17 protein-coding genes are annotated in these 16,068 nt (G+C 67.5%); 11 read left to right on the top strand and 6 right to left on the bottom strand.

Annotated features, from left to right (window positions below):
• Positions 1–110: 110 nt before the first annotated feature.
• The 3 genes from CW348_RS11270 to nucS all read right to left on the bottom strand — a co-directional run bounded on the left by CW348_RS11270 (position 111) and on the right by nucS (position 3,393).
• Positions 111–1,655 carry a M20/M25/M40 family metallo-hydrolase gene (locus CW348_RS11270; protein WP_051122481.1) on the bottom strand — a complete coding sequence of 515 codons (1,545 nt, stop codon included), beginning with the start codon at positions 1,653–1,655 and terminating at the stop codon, positions 111–113.
• A 280-nt stretch (positions 1,656–1,935) separates the two neighbouring features.
• Complete coding sequence (locus CW348_RS11265) at positions 1,936–2,595, bottom strand: DUF1707 domain-containing protein (protein ID WP_011292825.1); 660 nt, start codon at positions 2,593–2,595, stop codon at positions 1,936–1,938.
• Positions 2,596–2,712: 117 nt separating this feature from the next.
• Complete coding sequence (gene nucS / locus CW348_RS11260; protein ID WP_016189118.1) at positions 2,713–3,393, bottom strand: endonuclease NucS; 681 nt, start codon at positions 3,391–3,393, stop codon at positions 2,713–2,715.
• A gap of 219 nt (positions 3,394–3,612) precedes the next feature.
• Between nucS and CW348_RS11255 the strand changes: the two genes are divergently transcribed.
• The 4 genes from CW348_RS11255 to CW348_RS11240 all read left to right on the top strand — a co-directional run bounded on the left by CW348_RS11255 (position 3,613) and on the right by CW348_RS11240 (position 6,485).
• A complete protein-coding gene (locus CW348_RS11255) occupies positions 3,613–3,999 on the top strand; it encodes an SCO5389 family protein (protein WP_011292823.1) in 387 nt (128 codons plus the stop codon).
• Between the two features lie 86 nt (positions 4,000–4,085).
• The gene (locus CW348_RS11250; protein WP_011292822.1) at positions 4,086–5,282 is read left to right on the top strand and encodes a 3-hydroxybutyryl-CoA dehydrogenase; all 1,197 of its coding nucleotides are present in this window, start codon (positions 4,086–4,088) and stop codon (positions 5,280–5,282) included.
• A 109-nt stretch (positions 5,283–5,391) separates the two neighbouring features.
• Complete coding sequence (locus CW348_RS11245) at positions 5,392–5,721, top strand: hypothetical protein (protein WP_011292821.1); 330 nt, start codon at positions 5,392–5,394, stop codon at positions 5,719–5,721.
• A 29-nt stretch (positions 5,722–5,750) separates the two neighbouring features.
• Positions 5,751–6,485: an alpha/beta hydrolase gene (locus CW348_RS11240; RefSeq protein ID WP_104613035.1), complete on the top strand. Its 735-nt coding sequence runs from the start codon at positions 5,751–5,753 to the stop codon at positions 6,483–6,485.
• A gap of 105 nt (positions 6,486–6,590) precedes the next feature.
• On the opposite strand, the gene CW348_RS11235 is transcribed toward CW348_RS11240, so the two are convergent.
• Positions 6,591–7,874 (bottom strand): DivIVA domain-containing protein, encoded by a 1,284-nt coding sequence (locus CW348_RS11235; RefSeq protein ID WP_011292819.1) that lies wholly within the window; start codon positions 7,872–7,874, stop codon positions 6,591–6,593.
• A 435-nt stretch (positions 7,875–8,309) separates the two neighbouring features.
• Positions 8,310–8,753, bottom strand: coding sequence for a methylmalonyl-CoA epimerase (mce, locus tag CW348_RS11230; RefSeq protein ID WP_016189115.1), 444 nt, complete (start codon positions 8,751–8,753; stop codon positions 8,310–8,312).
• 85 nt (positions 8,754–8,838) lie between these two features.
• On the opposite strand from mce, the gene CW348_RS11225 reads away from it, so the two are divergent.
• The 7 genes from CW348_RS11225 (at position 8,839) to CW348_RS11195 (ending at position 15,002) form a co-directional block, all read left to right on the top strand.
• Positions 8,839–10,026 (top strand): acetyl-CoA C-acetyltransferase, encoded by a 1,188-nt coding sequence (locus CW348_RS11225; protein ID WP_011292817.1) that lies wholly within the window; start codon positions 8,839–8,841, stop codon positions 10,024–10,026.
• 97 nt (positions 10,027–10,123) lie between these two features.
• Positions 10,124–10,636 carry a MarR family winged helix-turn-helix transcriptional regulator gene (locus CW348_RS11220; protein ID WP_016189113.1) on the top strand — a complete coding sequence of 171 codons (513 nt, stop codon included), beginning with the start codon at positions 10,124–10,126 and terminating at the stop codon, positions 10,634–10,636.
• A gap of 67 nt (positions 10,637–10,703) precedes the next feature.
• Entirely contained in the window at positions 10,704–11,633 is a 930-nt protein-coding gene (locus CW348_RS11215; protein ID WP_011292815.1) for a tetratricopeptide repeat protein, read from the top strand.
• Between the two features lie 101 nt (positions 11,634–11,734).
• On the top strand, positions 11,735–12,457 hold the full coding sequence (locus CW348_RS11210; RefSeq protein WP_011292814.1) for an AAA family ATPase: 723 nt from the start codon (positions 11,735–11,737) through the stop codon (positions 12,455–12,457).
• A gap of 164 nt (positions 12,458–12,621) precedes the next feature.
• The gene (locus tag CW348_RS11205; RefSeq protein ID WP_011292813.1) at positions 12,622–14,034 is read left to right on the top strand and encodes an NAD-dependent malic enzyme; all 1,413 of its coding nucleotides are present in this window, start codon (positions 12,622–12,624) and stop codon (positions 14,032–14,034) included.
• An 88-nt stretch (positions 14,035–14,122) separates the two neighbouring features.
• The gene (locus tag CW348_RS11200) at positions 14,123–14,707 is read left to right on the top strand and encodes a YqgE/AlgH family protein (protein WP_016189112.1); all 585 of its coding nucleotides are present in this window, start codon (positions 14,123–14,125) and stop codon (positions 14,705–14,707) included.
• 52 nt (positions 14,708–14,759) lie between these two features.
• A complete protein-coding gene (locus CW348_RS11195; RefSeq protein WP_011292811.1) occupies positions 14,760–15,002 on the top strand; it encodes a DUF3039 domain-containing protein in 243 nt (80 codons plus the stop codon).
• A gap of 127 nt (positions 15,003–15,129) precedes the next feature.
• On the opposite strand, the gene CW348_RS11190 is transcribed toward CW348_RS11195, so the two are convergent.
• Positions 15,130–15,918, bottom strand: a complete 789-nt coding sequence (locus tag CW348_RS11190) for a hypothetical protein (RefSeq protein ID WP_104613034.1) — start codon at positions 15,916–15,918, stop codon at positions 15,130–15,132.
• Positions 15,919–16,068 lie beyond the last annotated feature (150 nt).

Here is a 16,068-nt window from a genome sequence, read left to right as displayed (position 1 = left end):
GGGGACGAGTGGACACCGGCCGCCCCGGTCGTTCCTGTCTGGAACGGATACGGCCCGGGGCCCGCCGTGGCAGGCCCCGGGTGGTGTTCAGCCAGTGGGGGAGGTGCGGGTCAGCGCTCCCACCGGTCGCCGCAGCGGTCGAAGGAGGGCTCGGCCAGGGTCCGGGCACGCAGCGGCGCCACTCCGTTCACCGGCAGGGTGCTGTCGGCGAAGACTTCGACCGCGTAGGCGGCGCCGTCGGAGAGTTCGTCGATGCTCGCCCAGTTGATGTGGGCGAGGGTGTCGTCGGCAGTGTGGTAGTAGGGGTCGAACTGCTCCCCAGCGGTACCGCCGTAGCGGGCAGCCTGTTCCGCGGTCTTGGTGCCGTCCGCGCCGCTGAACAAGCCACCGGACGGGATTCCGGCCAGCATGAACGCCCGGTAGTCGGAGCGACCGCTGAACTCGGTGGGCTCTGCGGCCAGGCCGCGGGCGGTGAAGTAGTCTTCGAACACTTTCTGGATCGCCGCTGACCCTGAGGGTGCAGGGACAGAGCCGGGCAGTTCATTGCGGCCGTCGTAGATGAGCCGGGCATAGTTGCTGGACCCCAGCATGTCGAAGTTCAGGTAGAGCGCGATCCGTTCGCGTTCTTTCTCGGAGAGCCGCTCCACATACGAGGTGGAGCCGATGAGCCCGGATTCTTCGCTGCCCCAGAAGGCGAAGCGCACCTTGTTGCGGGGGGTGCCGAGCCGGTTCAACTGTTTGGCGATTTCCAGGACCGCGGCGACCCCGCTGCCGTTGTCGTTCGTTCCCGGCCCTTCGGCCACGCTGTCGAGGTGGGCGCCGACCACCACCACGTTGTTCCGGTCGCCGCCCCGGGTTTCCGCGATGAGGTTGTAGGAGTGGGCCTCCTCCACGCTCGCGTCGACTTTGAGGTGCAGTTCGAGGCCGTCCCCTGCGGCGAGGAGTGCTTCACCGACCTCGGTGGAGGCGCCGACAACCGGGATCGCGGCGGGGTTGCTCACCGTCCCGTTGATGGGGCCGGTGTCGTTGGGGGTGTCCCCGTGGTTGAAGATCACCGCACCGACGGCTCCGGCGTCGGCGGCGCGGGCCGCCTTCTCTTCGAAGGTGCAGGTCCCTCGTTTGAGGATGGCGATCGCTCCGGCGGGGAAGTCGGCGAAGTCCGCGTCCTCGCAGCCGCTGTCGGCTCCGGTGGCATCCACGGGGACGGCGGGCGCGGTCACGTCTCCAGCACCCGAGTAGGCCATGCTCAGGAAGTCGTCGCCGGGGGTGAACTCCCGGTGTTGGGGTGCGGTCTGGGTGAGGACCGGGTCGCTGTGCTCCACCCACTGCTCAAACGAGTAGTGGTCGCGGGTGACCGTGTAACCGGCGCGGCGTAGCTGGTCGGTGACGTACTGTGCAGTCACGTCGTAGCCGGGGGTGCCGGTGGCCCGGTTTCCGCCATTGTAGGCGGCGATGGTCTCCAGGTTCTGCAGGTGGGTGCGGATGGCGTCGACCGTGACCAGGTCAGGCAGTTCCGCGTCGGCGACAGGGATCGGGAATGCAGCGGCGGGAGGGCAGAGGCTCAGCGCCGCGAGCGTGGTAGCGGCGGCGATGAGGGACAGGCGCGATCTGGTGCGTCTGTGCACAGGGGGGCTGGGTGGTGTAGACACGCTCATCCTCCTGACGGGCGCCTATCCCCGGGGTAGTGGGATAGGCGCAGAAAGTAAGCAGTGACGGATGCAGCTTGTCACTGAATGAGGACGGTGAGCAAGGGGCATTCCGGTGTCGCGTAGAAAAGCGCTGGTCGCGCTGTCGAATCCCGACGGGAAGCGGACTGGGTGCCGGAGAGGGCGGATCCGCGTGCGGGGCGCGGCGGTGCGAGGCTGTCCGCAGCCGCCTGCGGTCACGACGGGGCGGCTGCGGTGTCAGACCTTGGCGGAAGCAGGAAAGGGCTGTTCAGTCGTCGCGGTCAGAGCCCTTTTCCTTTTTCTGGTGTTTGCGGCGTTTGCGGACTACTTCGACGGCGCCCATCAGCGCTACCCCGACGATCCGCACCACCGGGGCTCCCGGTTCCAGGACGCTGGCGGGGGCACCGCCTTTGGCTTCGTAGGCCCCCATGATCCCTACACCGTTGACCCGGACTTCGATGTCGTCGGGGACGATGATCTGGACCGCGCCCATGAGTGCGTTGGCGACGATCGTGGTGTGCGGGGAGGTGAACCGGGCCTCCCGCAGGTCCAGTTCGACTCCACCCATCACTGCCAGCGCCTGGTAGGTGCGGGCAACAGTCCACTGACCGCTCCGTTCCGCCGCCCCCATGAGTGCGAAGGAGAAGATGCCGTCCGGGTTGGTGGTGACGACACGCTCCCGTCCGTAGACCGGGCGAGGCGAGCGGAAGGAGAGGTCGGGCGACTCGGAGGTCTCCGGCAGGTCTCGGAGGAGCGGGGCGAGGTCGCCGAGCGTTTTGGCGCGGTAGACCGCATCGAGCCGTTCGGAGTGCTCGTCGGGGGTAAGCCGCCCTTCAGCCAGTGCCTCGCGCAGCCGCGCCGCGGCCCGGTCGCGGTCGGCGTCAGAGGCGCGAAGGTCACCTCGGTCGGGCAGGGAAGAGTCGCTCATAGCGGAGAGCTTAGTTCCCCGCTGGACGGGGCGGATCCGTGTTCCGCTCAGGGAACGCCCTGATTTTCCCCCGGGTTCTCCGGGCGGCCCAGCGGGACCGCCCGGAGACGGTCACGGCTAGAACAGCCGCATCTCGTCGGGTTCGATCCCGCGGAGCGCGTCGTAGTCCAGGGTGACACAGGTGATGCCACGGTCAGCGGCGAGGACCCGGGCCTGAGGCCGGATTTCCTGGGCGGCGAAGATGCCGCGCACCGGGCGGAGCGTAGGGTCGCGGTTGAGGAGTTCGAGGTAGCGGGTCAACTGTTCGACCCCGTCGATCTCGCCGCGCCGTTTGATCTCCACCGCGACGGTCGTGCCGTTGCCGTCGCGGCACAGGATGTCCACTGGCCCGATCGCGGTGGGGTATTCGCGGCGGATCAGGGTGTAGCCCTCGCCGAGGGTCGTGATGTGTTCGGCGAGGAGTTCTTGGAGGTGGGCCTCGACTCCGTCTTTCTGCAGGCCGGGGTCTACGCCGAGCTCGTGGGTGCTGTCGTGGAGGATCTCCTCGATGGTCAGCACGAGCTTCTCCCCCGACTTGGCGTGGGTGACCGTCCACACGGTGGGGTTGCCGTCCTCGCCGGGCTGCTCCCGCAGGGTGCACGGGGGGTTCATCCAGTTCAGGGGTTTGTAAGCGCGGTCGTCGGCGTGGATGGACACCGACCCGTCTGCCTTTATGAGGATCAGGCGGGGCGCCATAGGCAGGTGGGCGGTGAGCCTGCCGACGTAGTCAACACTGCAACGGGCGATAACGAGACGCACGAAGAGCACGCTACCGGTTCTGCGGGATCGAGTGGCGCGGGATGCCCCAACCGGGTTGATAATGAAAACCATTTTCAATTACGGTAAGCAAGGTCTCACTCCGCTGCCGCATGACGCTCGGAGAAACGAGACCTAACGTCGCACTGGGGGAGCGGAACGTGAGCAGAGCAGGACGCTCCGCCGCAGCACCACCCCCGGACCTGTCAGAAAGGGGACACCATGTCGCTCACGGTCTCACCCGAACTCCTCGACAAGGCCCGCCGCGGCCCGGTCACCGACGACGAGTTCATCGCCTGCATCCGGGAGTCACTCCCCTACGCCTGGGACGTCATCACCCGGCTCGCCGAGCAGATCGCCACCGACCGCCTCGACTACGCGGCCAACGAAGTCCCGCCGCCAGGCGAAAAAGAACGCGGGCAACTCCTGCGGCTGCTCGCCAGCGACGCGATGCGCGGCGCCGTCCAACGGCACTTCGGACTGCGCCTGGCCTTCCAGAACTGCCACAAAGTCGCCCTGTTCCGCCCCGACGCGGAAACCGCCTACCAGGACTTCATCACGCCCCGTGCCCAACTCCTCAACCAGTCGCCGGAACTGGTCGACTGCTGAGCCGCGCCCCGCATCGGTACCCGGGCCTCCCGTGAACCGGGGAGGCCCGGCGAACAGCGGAAACCGCCCCGTCTAGGGTGGTGGCCATGGTGGAGGAAATCAACAAGGTTGGAGTGGTCGGGCTCGGCACGATGGGCGCCGGCATCGTCGAAGTGTTCGCCCGTGCGGGCTTCACCGTCACCGGGGTCGAAATCGACGACGCCGCCCTGGAACGCGGCCGGACACACCTGGAGAAATCCCTGGCCAAAGCCGTCGCCAAAGGCAAACTCACTGAAGACGAGCAACGCGCCATCCTCGGACGCGTCACATTCACCACATCCCGCGACGACCTCGCCGACGCGCACCTCGCTGTGGAGGCAGTCCCGGAGCGCCTCGACATCAAACGCTCTGTCTTTGCAGACCTGGACCGCATCCTGCCGCCCGCCGCGATCCTGGCGACCAACACGTCCTCGCTGTCCGTCACCGAAATCGCCGCACTCACCAGCCGCCCAGGAAAAGTCATCGGGCTGCACTTCTTCAACCCTGCACCGGTGATGCGGCTCGTCGAAATCGTCACCACGGTCGTCACCGAACCCCACGTGCGCGAGACAGCGACCCAGGTCGTCACCCGGCTGGGCAAGACCCCGGTAGCGGTCGGCGACCGGGCCGGGTTTGTGGCCAACGCGCTGCTCGTGCCGTACCTCAACCACGCCGTCGCCGTCTATGAGCAGGGCCTGGCCACCCGGGAGCAGATCGACGCCGCCATCACCAGCGCGGCAGGATTCCCCATGGGGCCGCTCACCTTGATGGATCTCGTCGGCCTGGACGTGCTCCTCGACGTCATGGACGTCCTGTGGGACGAATTCCGCCGCCCCCGCTACGCGGCGGCCCCGCTGCTGCGCCGCATGGTGGCCGCGGGCCTGCTCGGCCGCAAGAGCGGACGCGGATTCTACGACTACTCCGGCGCCGACAACCCCGCGGAACCGGAGCCGACCGCACCGCTGGCCCAGCTCGTCGGTGACGGCCCAGGGCAGATCAGCCTCGCCGACCTCCTGCTGGTCCCGCACCTCAACGACGCGGCCCGCATGATCGGCGACGGGTACGCTACCGCCGACGACGTGGACACCGCGATGCGGCTGGGCTGCGGCTACCCCAAGGGTCTCGCCGCCATGCTCGACGAACGCGGCGTGAAGAACGTCACCGAGACCTTGGCGGAGCTGGCCGCGGCAGGACTCTTCACCGATGACACCGCTCCGCTGCTCACCATGCTGGCCAAGCAAGGGAAGGACACGCTCCGGTCCTGACCGGCCGCACCCCGGGACGGCCCGCGGGAAAGCCCTCGGCGACCACAGCCGGGCTTTGCCCGGCCGTCCCGCCGCTCCTGCCCACGCCGGACCTCTTAAGCTGTCACATGTGAGTCCGCGCCGTAACAGACCCCGTCGCAGAAAAAAGAACGACCGGACCCGCGACGACGAGTCCGCACTGATCAACCGCATCACCGGCGGAGAGCGATACGAGAGCGGCCCTGACGGGGAGTGGGCGGTCCGCCGGATCAGCGGCTCAGCCGCGGTCAAGACCTACCGCTGCCCGGGCTGCGCCCAGCAGATACCGCCGGGCATGCCGCACGTGGTGGCGTGGGCTGCGTTCGGTGACGGGGAGGACCGCCGACACTGGCACAGTTCCTGCTGGGAGCGGCGCACCCACCGGACAGTCCGCTACTCCCGGCACTATCCAGGACTTTAGACTCCAGGCACACCCACTGGTGAGGAACTATGGAGATCCGTGCGAGCAGCGTGCTCCCCGCCCGGCGGCGCCCCATCACCCTGCACACCGCGGACGGGCTGGCGCTCGTCGGCGAACTCGCCCTTCCCCAGGACAACGACCCGGTAGCGACCATCATCTTCCTTCACCCCCTCCCCACCGCCGAGGGGATGATGGACAGTCACGTGATCCGCAAAGCGTCCTACCGGCTGCCCGCCCTCGCCGACATCGCGGTACTGCGGTTCAACACTCGAGGCACCACCTCCCGGCACGGCACTAGTGAAGGAGAGTTCGGCGACGGGGAGGCCGAACGCTACGACGTTGCCGCGGCCATCGAATTCACCGAGTTCGAAGACCTGCCCGAACCTTGGCTGGTGGGCTGGTCGTTCGGCACCGAACTCGCCCTCAAATGGGGGCACGACCCCACCGTGCAAGGAGCGATCCTGCTGTCCCCGCCCCTGCACCGCGCTACCGACGCCGACTTGGACGCCTGGGCGGAGTTCGGCCGTCCCCTGGTCGCGCTTGTCCCGGAATACGACGACTACCTGCGCCCCGACGAGGCGCGTAAGCGCTTCGCCCGCGTGCCGCACGCCGAGGTGATCGGCGTCCCCAACGCCAGGCACCTGTGGGTGGGGGAGCCGTACGTGCGCATTGTGCTCAACGAGATCGTCAAACGGGTCGCCCCCCAGGCGTACCCCCTGCCCACCGAATGGGACGGCCCCTACGAGAAAGACACCCTGCTTTAGCCACGGACCGCGCCGCATCTGGGGGTCGACACCGCACAAACGTCAGGGCCCGGTCCAGCGGACCGGGCCCCAACTACTGCAGGCTGCTCGCGCTACCCGCGAAGACTACTCCTGCCACCAGTCCTCGTCCTCGGCGCTGCCCTTGCTGCTCGACGCAGCAACCGGCTGCTTCTGACCGGACTCCTGGCCGTTGTTCGACTCGATCGCTGCGGGCTCCGGGGCGGGGGGAGCAGGAGCGGGGAAGGCGCCACCGCCGCCACCCAGCAGCTGCCGCAGCTGCTGCAGGTGCGACTGGATGCTGTCGCGCTGGCGGGTCAGCTCGTCGACCTCCTGGCGGGCCTTGGTCAGAATCCGCTCGGCCTCGGCCTTGGCGTCGCTGACCATGTGCTGGGCCTTGGACTTGGCCTCCGAGGTAATCTGCTCGGCCTGCTTCTTCGCGTTGGCCACCACCTGCTTGGCGTGCTGCTCCGCATCGCGGCGGGTCTGCTCGGCCTGCGCGCTGGCCTTGGCGGCCCGCTGCTCGGCGCTCGCGGCCCGCTCTTCAGCCTCGGCGACCAGCTTCTGCGTGGCGGCCTGTGCAGCGGCCAGCCGCTCGGCGTCCTGCCGCTCGGCTTCCTCCCGGCGGGCAGCAAGCTGGATCTCGAACTCGGCTTCTTCCTGGGCGCGCCGGGCTTCGCTCTCCTCCAGGGCCCGCTGCGCCTGCGACCGCATCTCGTCGGCCTGGCGCTTCGCGGCCTGGATCATCTCGTCCCGCTCCCGCTTGGCAGCGGCACGGGCCTGGGCGCACTCCCGCTCGGTCGTGGTGCGCAGCTTGGCGATCTCACCCTCGAAGGTGGCGCGCTTCTCCGCGATCTCGTGGTCCACGGCGGCGCGCTTCTTCTGGACTTCGCGCTCCGTGGCGGCGGTCAGCTCGTCGGCTTCGCGCTGCGCAGAGGTGCGGATCTCTTCCGCCTCCCGCTCGGCGGACTGACGCAGCTCGTCGGCTTCGCGCTGCGCGGTGGTACGCAGCTCGGTGGCTTCGTTCTCGGCCGCGGCGCGCATCTCAGCGGCCTCCACCTTGGCGGCCACCTTGATGTCGTTAGCCTTGGCCCGAGCGTCCTGCACGAGCTCCGTGGCCTGCTCCTCGGCCAGACGCAGCAACTGCTCGATGCGGGCACCGAGACCGGAATAGGTGGGCCGCTCCTGCTCCTGGAGCTGGCGCTTCGCTTCAGCTAGCTCCTTGCGAAGCTTCTCAGCCTCTTCACGGGCCTGGCGGCCTTCCTGACGGAGTTGAGCGAGATACTCGTTGACCTGGGTACGGTCGTAGCCGCGCAGGACAATGTCGAACTCCGTCTCCGGGTTGTTTTCATCGAAAAAATTACTGAGCTGGGCGTCAATATCGGACGACATGTGGCGGAATCCTGAACAGGTGACGAGACGGCTACATTACGGACGGATGTCTTCGTTTCGGCGAGGCGAACGTCGCAGCGTTCGGCTGGAGCCGTGTCTGCGCTGCCTGGCGCGAAGATAGCTCTCCGGACCGGAGCCTACTCCGCGACAGCGGATAGTGCGGTGAGTTCACCGCAATGCTATGGGATTGTGTTGATTGTCTAACGAACTGGCGTTTTGTGCCCACCAGAAAACGAAGACATGGACCGCCTGGGTTGGAACAGCACCCGCCGACGATGAAAAGGCGGCTAGGAGACTTTATCAAGTCATGACGCTCACGGGAGGTGGTTTGGGAGAGAACCGAAGTTTTTGGCCACTCCGTGCATGCTTGAGTATCCACCCAGTTCCGGAGGGTGATTGTTCTCGCGGAACCGGGTGGCTGTTTTTCACCGCCGGTTACTCTGCCGACGGAGCACCGTCCGTCCGCGCCTGAACCAATTCAGTGAGCACCCCGCCACAGTCTTTCGGGTGCAAGAAAGTGATCAACGATCCCATCGAGCCGTTGCGCGGAGTTTCGTAGAGTACACGGACACCGCGTTCCCGGACCGTCGCAGCGGCCTCCGCCACGTCCGCGGTGCCGAACGCGATGTGGTGCACGCCCTCCCCGTGGCGCTCCAGGAACTTCGCGACCGGAGAGTCGTCGCGGATCGGCTCCAGGAGCTGCAGGTAGCTCGCCCCGCCGTCGTCCGTCCCGTTGATCCGCAGCATCGCCTCCCGGACCCCCTGCTCTTCGTTGACCTCCTCGTGGGTCACCTCAAAGCCGTAGGTCTCCCGGTAGAAGCGGATGGCTTCGTCGAGATTCCGGCAGGCGATACCGATGTGGTCGATGCGAGTGAACAACGTCCTACCTCCCTCAGCCCGTTGGGCGCGGCTGTCTGTATCGTGACAGACCAGGTGAGGGACGGAACAAGGAGGGCTGGGACACATGCCTGGATCGGTCATTGTCGGCGGCGCACGCACCCCCATCGGAAAGCTCCTCGGAGCACTCTCCGGTTTCGCCGCCGTGGACCTGGGGGCGATAGCGATCAAAGCTGCCCTGCAGCGGGCAGGGATCTCCGGTGACCAGGTGGACTACGTCATCATGGGCCAGGTCCTGCAGGCCGGCCAGGGGCAGATCCCCTCACGGCAGGCCTCCGTCAAAGCCGGAATCCCCATGAGCGTGCCTTCGCTCACCATCAACAAAGTCTGCCTCTCCGGCCTCGACGCGATCGCCTTGGCTGATCAGCTCATTACCGCCGGGGAATTCGACGTGGTCGTGGCCGGCGGAATGGAATCCATGACGAATGCCCCGCACGTCCTCCCCAAAGCCCGCCACGGCTACAAGTACGGCTCCATCGAGGTCCTCGACGCCACCGCCCACGACGCCCTGACCGACGCTTTCGACCACGTGTCCATGGGCCTGTCCACGGAGCGGTACAACGCCCGCCACGGCATGACCCGGGAAGAGCAGGACGCGTTCGCGGCGCGCTCCCACCAGCGGGCCGCCGCCGCTATCGAAGCGGGACTGTTCAAAGACGAGATCGTCCCCGTCGAAGTACCGCGGCGGAAAGGCGACCCCACGATCGTCGACACCGACGAAGGGGTGCGCCCCGACACCACTGTGGAAGCCCTGGCCCGGCTGCGCCCCGCGTTCGACCCGGACGGCACGATCACCGCTGGATCCTCCTCCCAGATCTCCGATGGCGCGTGCGCGGTCGTGGTGATGAGCCGGACGAAAGCAGAAGAGCTGGGATGCGAGATCCTCGCGGAGATCCAGGCGCACGGCAACGTCGCAGGCCCGGACAACTCCCTGCACTGCCAGCCGGCGAACGCGATCAAGCACGCGCTGGCCAAAGCGGGACGGGATGTCGCTGACCTCGACCTCGTCGAGATCAACGAGGCGTTCGCCAGCGTGGCCATCCAGTCCATGCGCGAGCTGGGCGTCAGCGAGGACATCGTCAACGTCAACGGCGGAGCGATCGCGCTAGGCCACCCGGTCGGCATGTCGGGGGCACGGATCGTGCTGCACCTCGTCCACGAGCTGCGCCGCCGCGGCGGTGGACTGGGTGCCGCAGGCCTGTGCGGCGGCGGCGGGCAGGGCGACGCCCTCCTGCTGTCGGTGCCCGCCTCCTGACGGCTCCTGCCGCTGCCCGGACTGCCCCGCGCTTCCGGGCAGCGGCCTCGCAGCACCCCTGCCAGGGCGCAGCACGGGGGTCGCTAGAGTGTCCCGTGTGGGAAACCCGCTGAACCTCCCGTTCGACCCGATCGAGCGCGCACACGACAACTGGGCTGCCCGCTGGGGGAAGTCCCCAGCCATGGCGGCTGTGACCTCGATCATGCGAGCACAGCAGCTTCTCCTCGGACAGCTTGATGCTGTGCTGAAGCCGTACGAACTGACCTTCGCCCGCTACGAAGCGCTGGTTCTTCTCACGTTCAGCTCCACTGGCGCGCTGCCGCTCGGCAAGATCGGCGAGCGGCTCATGGTGCATCCCACCAGTGTCACCAACACCATCGACCGCCTGGAGCGCCAGGGGTTCGTCCGGCGCCGACCCAATCCCCGCGACGGGCGCGGCACTCTCGCCGAGATCACCGACGCCGGCCGCGAGGTCGTGGAACGGGCCACCCGCGACCTGCTCGACATGGAGTTCGGCCTGGGCTGCTACAGCGACGAAGAGCTGTGGGAGATCTACACCGTTTTCCGGAAACTGCGGGTGAACTACGGAGACTTCCGCGCTGAAAGTTAGGTACGGCACGCACCGGTAACGGGGGCGAGATTCACCGCGGTCGGCACGGATACGGCAGGATGGAGGTATGCAGCCTTCGGAATTCTCCACGTACGGCGCGGTCGATCTCGGCGCGCGCAAAGCGGCCCTTGAACGTGAGGCTCAACGACAGGCCGCGGCGGAGGCGGGGAACACCAATCCTTACGCCGTGGACGTCACCGAGGAGAACTTCCAGCGCGAGGTCCTGGAACGGTCCCTCCAGGTTCCTGTTGTGCTGGTGCTCCTGGCGGGGTGGTCAGGAGAGTCCAAACAGACCGAGCAGGCGCTGGACAAACTGGTTGCCGAATCCCAGGGGCAGTGGCTGCTGGCGAAGATCGACACCGGGGTCAGCCCGCAGTTGACCCAGGCCCTGCGTGCCCAGGCGGTGCCCGCACTCTACCTCGCCCTGGGCGGCCAGATTCAGCCGATCGCGGTGGGGGCGATCAACGAGAACCAGGCGCGTGACCTGCTCACCCAAGTCTTTTCCGCGTTGCGGCAACAGGGGGTGCTGCCGCAGAACTTCACCGGTGTCGGCCCAGCCCAGCCCGCAGAGCAGCAGCCCAAGCACAACCCTGTGCAGGCGAAGGCCGCTGAGGCAGTGCAGCGCGGCGACTTCGCCGCGGCAGAGGCCGCCTACACCGAGGCGTTGGAAAAAGACCCGCGCAACGCGGACTACACGATGGGCCTCGCCCAGGTGCGACTGCTGGCCCGGGTGCGTGACCTCGACGTCAAAAAGGTCCGCCAGCAGGCGGCCGACAATCCCACTGACGTGGCAGCCCAGTGCGCGGTCGCCGACCTCGACATGTACGCCGGAAACGTCGAGGACGCTTTCGACCGGCTGGTGGCAACCGTCCGCCGGACCAGTGACGACGATCGGGACCGGGCGCGCAAGCACCTGCTCGGCCTGTTCGAGATGCTTCCGGCAGGAGACCCGAGGGTTGCCAAGGCGCGGCGCAATCTGACGTCCGCGCTCTTTTAAACCACGCCCGGCCCGGATTCCGGGGACCGGTGCTACGGTCCCCGGCTAAGCAGCCTTCCACGGGGTAAAAACCCCATAAATCCAATGGAAGGCGGTCTGCGATGGCTCCCGTGGTGACGATCTCCGCGACCTACGGTGCCGCGGGAAGTGTGATCGGACCCGCGGTAGCGGAACGGCTGGGTGTCCCTTTCCTGGACCGGGCGATCCCTGAGGAGGTCGCGGAACGGCTGGGTTGTCCCCTGGCGGAGGCTCTCGAATACGACGACCGCGCCCCGGTCGGCCTGGAACGGCTCCTGGTCAGCGCGGCACGGTTCCCCAGTGTCACCTTCAGCGGCGTTGACCCGGTCCTGCTGGGTCCCACCACCGCCGAAGGCAAAGTCCTCTACGACCAGGAGTTCGTGGCGCACACGGAACGGGTGATCACGGCGGTCGGGCAGAGCGGCGGGGTGATTCTCGGCCGGGCCGGAGCGCTGGTCCTCGCCGACCATCCCACTGCGCTCCACGTCCGGCTCGACGGGCCCAGGGAGCGGCGGCTCCGGCAAGCGGTCGCACTGCGCGAGGCGGCACGGTTCGAAGCACTCCACCGGGGAGAAGCGGACCCCGGACCGTGGCGTCCCCCTACACTGCGCGACCTCGACGCCAACGACCGGGCGCGCAGCGCCTATGTCCGGCGCTTCTATCGGACCGACCCTGCTGACCCCAAGCACTACCAGGTGGTCTTGGACACGACGGTGATCGCGCACTCGACGTGTGTCGATATCATCGAACGTCTGGCACGAGAGCGCGCGGAAGCACACCGAGGCCGAACGGACACTCCCGTCTGATCCGGCGCCCGCACCACGCTCATCCGGATCCCACGCCAGTCCTCCGTCCCGCGTGCTCGCCTCCCGCCTCGGCCAGTGGTCGCTGCAGCCCTCCGCACGGGCCGATCCCCCCTGGTAGCGACCTGTCCGCACGGTCGACCCTGAGACACAACGAGGAGTTTCCCGTGGCCAGCCTTCCCAGCGTCTCGTATTCGATCACGGTCCGTCTGGAGATCGACGGACGCGCTAGCGCTGTGAGCAGCCTCACCAATGCCGTGGAACGTGTGGGCGGTGCCGTCACCGCGCTCGACGTGAACTCCTCTGGGCGCGAGCGGCTGCGTATCGACGTCACCTGCGCGGCCCGCGACACCAACCACGCCCAGGCGATCGTCGAAGCCTTGGACGCGGTCGAGGGCGTCACCGTCCACAAGGTCAGCGACCGCACGTTCCTCATGCACCTGGGCGGCAAGATCGAGATGCGGTCGAAGGTGCCGCTGCGCAACCGCGACGAGCTCTCCATGGCCTACACCCCCGGGGTGGCCCGGGTCTCCGCGGCAATCGCGGCCAACCCGGAGGATGCCCGACGCCTCACCGTCAAACGCAACAGCGTGGCCGTGGTCACCGACGGTTCAGCGGTGCTCGGCCTGGGCAATATCGGCCCCGAAGCGGCACTGCCGGTCATGGAAGGCAAAGCAGCCCTATTCAAACGGTTCGCCGACATCGATGCCTGGCCGATCGCTTTGGACACCCAGGACACCGATGAGATCGTGCGCGCCGTGCAGCTCATCGCTCCGGGGTTCGGCGGTATCAACCTGGAAGATATTTCTGCTCCCCGCTGCTTTGAAGTAGAGGCCCGGCTGCGGGAGCTGCTGGACATCCCGGTGTTCCACGACGACCAGCACGGCACCGCGATCGTGGTGCTGGCCGCGCTCAAGAACGCGCTGCGCGTGGTCGGCAAGGAGCTCGGCAGTGTGCGCATCGCGATGTCGGGCGCTGGTGCGGCAGGGACCGCGATCCTCAAACTGCTGCTCCACGCCGGAGCGAAAGACGTGGTCGTCTGCGACGTCCACGGCGCTGTCCACCAGGGGCGGGGCGACCTCGACGCCAACCTGCGGTGGATCGCCGAGCACACCAACCCGGACGGCTATGCGGGCGACCTGGCGGGCGCGGTGCGCGGAGCCGACGTCTTCATCGGGGTGTCGGCGCCCAACCTGCTCTCCGGGGAGGAGATCGCGGAGATGAACGAGGACGCGATCATCTTCGCGCTAGCCAACCCGGAGCCGGAGGTGGACCCGGAGATCGCTGCCCTGCACGCCGCCGTCGTCGCTACCGGGCGCAGCGACTACCCCAACCAGATCAACAACGTGCTGGTCTTCCCCGGGTTCTTCCGCGGCCTGCTGGACGCGCAGAGCCACCGGGTGACCCCGGACATGATGCTGGCTGCCGCGAGTGCGCTCGCTGCGGTGGTCACCGAAGAAGAATTGAGCCCGCACTACATCATCCCCAGCGTCTTCCACCCGGGACTGGCGCAGCGGGTGGCGGAAGCGGTCCGCGAAGTGGCGCTCCGGGAGGGCGGCGTGGAAAGACACGAGAACTAGAGCACAACTGCACGAATCAGGGCATTGTTGAGCAGACAGTGCCCAACAGTGCGTGAGGTAGCGAACGGGGCCGGGTATGGAAGCACACATGGATCGGCTGAGTCTGACCGGGGCGCTGCTCGTTGCCACTCCGCTCCTGGAGGACCCGAACTTCTACCGCTCCGTGGTTTTTGTGATCGACGACACCCCGGATGAGGGGACGCTCGGGGTGATCCTCAACCGTCCTTCCGAACTAGGGGTGGGCGAGGTTCTCGCGGAGTGGGGGGAGCACGTCAGCCAACCGGCGGTGATGTTCGCGGGAGGCCCGGTCGGTCAGGATGCTGGTCTGGCCTTGGCGGTACCGGACGACGGGCAGCGTCCCCTCGGGTGGAAGTCGCTGGACGCGATGGACGCGAAGACGTGGCCGAACGGGTTGGGCACGGTGGATTTGGACACCCCGCCGCAGCTCGTCGCTGACGCGCTGCGCCAGATGCGGGTTTTCGCCGGATACGCGGGGTGGAGCGCCGGTCAGCTCCGAGCCGAGATTGACCAGGGAGCCTGGTATGTTCTCCCAGCGACCGTTGATGACGTGTTCTGCGCCGATCCCCGGGGACTGTGGTCGCGGGTGCTGCGGCGCCAGGGCGGGGAGCTCGCTTTCGTGGCCACCTTCCCCCACGACCCGACACTGAACTGATCGGCCGCGCACCCGATACCGTGGACAGAGACCGAGGAGGTGTGAGGACACGATGACCATGGACGTGATGACCAAGGTCATTCCGGAAAGCGAGACTCGCCCGGATATCTCGCACGACGGCGGCGACCGCGAGCGGTTCGCCCACTACGTGCAGAAGGACAAGATTACCGAGAGCGCGGTGACCGGCATGCCGGTGATTGCGCTGTGCGGCAAAGTGTGGGTGCCCAACCGGGACCCGAAGAAGTTCCCGGTCTGCCCCGAGTGCCAGAAGATCTACGACGAGATGCTGTCCTGAGGTGGCAGCGGGGCGCCCGCAGAGCAGCGTTCCATCACTGAAGAAAGACCCATGAGGCCCGCGTGTGCGGGCCTCATGCGTATGCCCCGATACCGGTGGGGTGCGGGATGCGGACCAGCGGGTCCGGCTACCGGGAGCTGTTGCCGCCTTCCAGGCGCAGGCGTCGGGCGCGGAGGAGCGCGGCCACTCCCGCCCCGGTCACCGCGAGCGCACCGAGGACGAACGGGGCGAAGTCGATTCCGGTGGTCGGCAGGGTGCCGTCCTTACCGCCGCTGCTCGTTCCGCCTCCGCCCGCGGCCGGGGTGCCGCCGTTGTTCGTCGTACCGACGGTCTGCCCGTCACCGGCGTCGTCGCCGGAGCCTGAGCCGCTGCCGGTGTCGTCCTGGCCGGCGAAGGTCACCGGGACGAACACGTCCTGGCTGCGGTCCGAGGAACGCGTGTGGTCGTTGCGGGTCACGACGGCGCACTGCACGCCTTCCGCCAGGCAGTCGATGAACTCGTCCTTGGCCTTGACAGTCAGCTGGACGGTGAACGACCCGTTCTTGCCTTCACCCTCGTAGGGCTGGGCGAGCCCCTGACCGTAGGGGGGAGGGTTGGACGAGATCCACACGGAGGAGCCGCTCTCCCCGCTCATGTCGACGCCGCCGATGCAGGGGCCGGGCGGGGTGGTGGCGTTGGCGTTGGAGATGTCGCAGAAGGAGACGTAGATGCCCTTGGAGGTGTCGTATCCCCTCCCGGTCACAGTGACCTGCTCGCCGTCGGGGTTGAGCCCCGAGGTTTTCGAGACCGTCAAACTCGGCCCGCCGCTCGGGGCAGCGGGGACGGCCCAGGCAGCAGAGCCGGTCAGGACCGCGAGCGGCGCCACCAGGCCGACAAGGGCGGCAGCGCTCAGAAATCTCCTGACGATGGTGAACATGGGGGCGGGTTCTCCGTTCCTGACGAAACGTGACCCTACGGTGCGGAGGATCGAGGGCACCGGGGGCGCGTCAATATGCTTAGGCTAACCTAAAAGTCCTGATCGGCTCTGATAGTGCACCACCAGGGCACGGGGTTGTCAAGATTGTGA

Source organism: Thermobifida sp., from assembly GCF_017577275.1.
Taxonomy (GTDB): domain Bacteria; phylum Actinomycetota; class Actinomycetes; order Streptosporangiales; family Streptosporangiaceae; genus Thermobifida; species Thermobifida fusca.
This window is presented reverse-complemented; position numbering and strand designations above follow the sequence as displayed.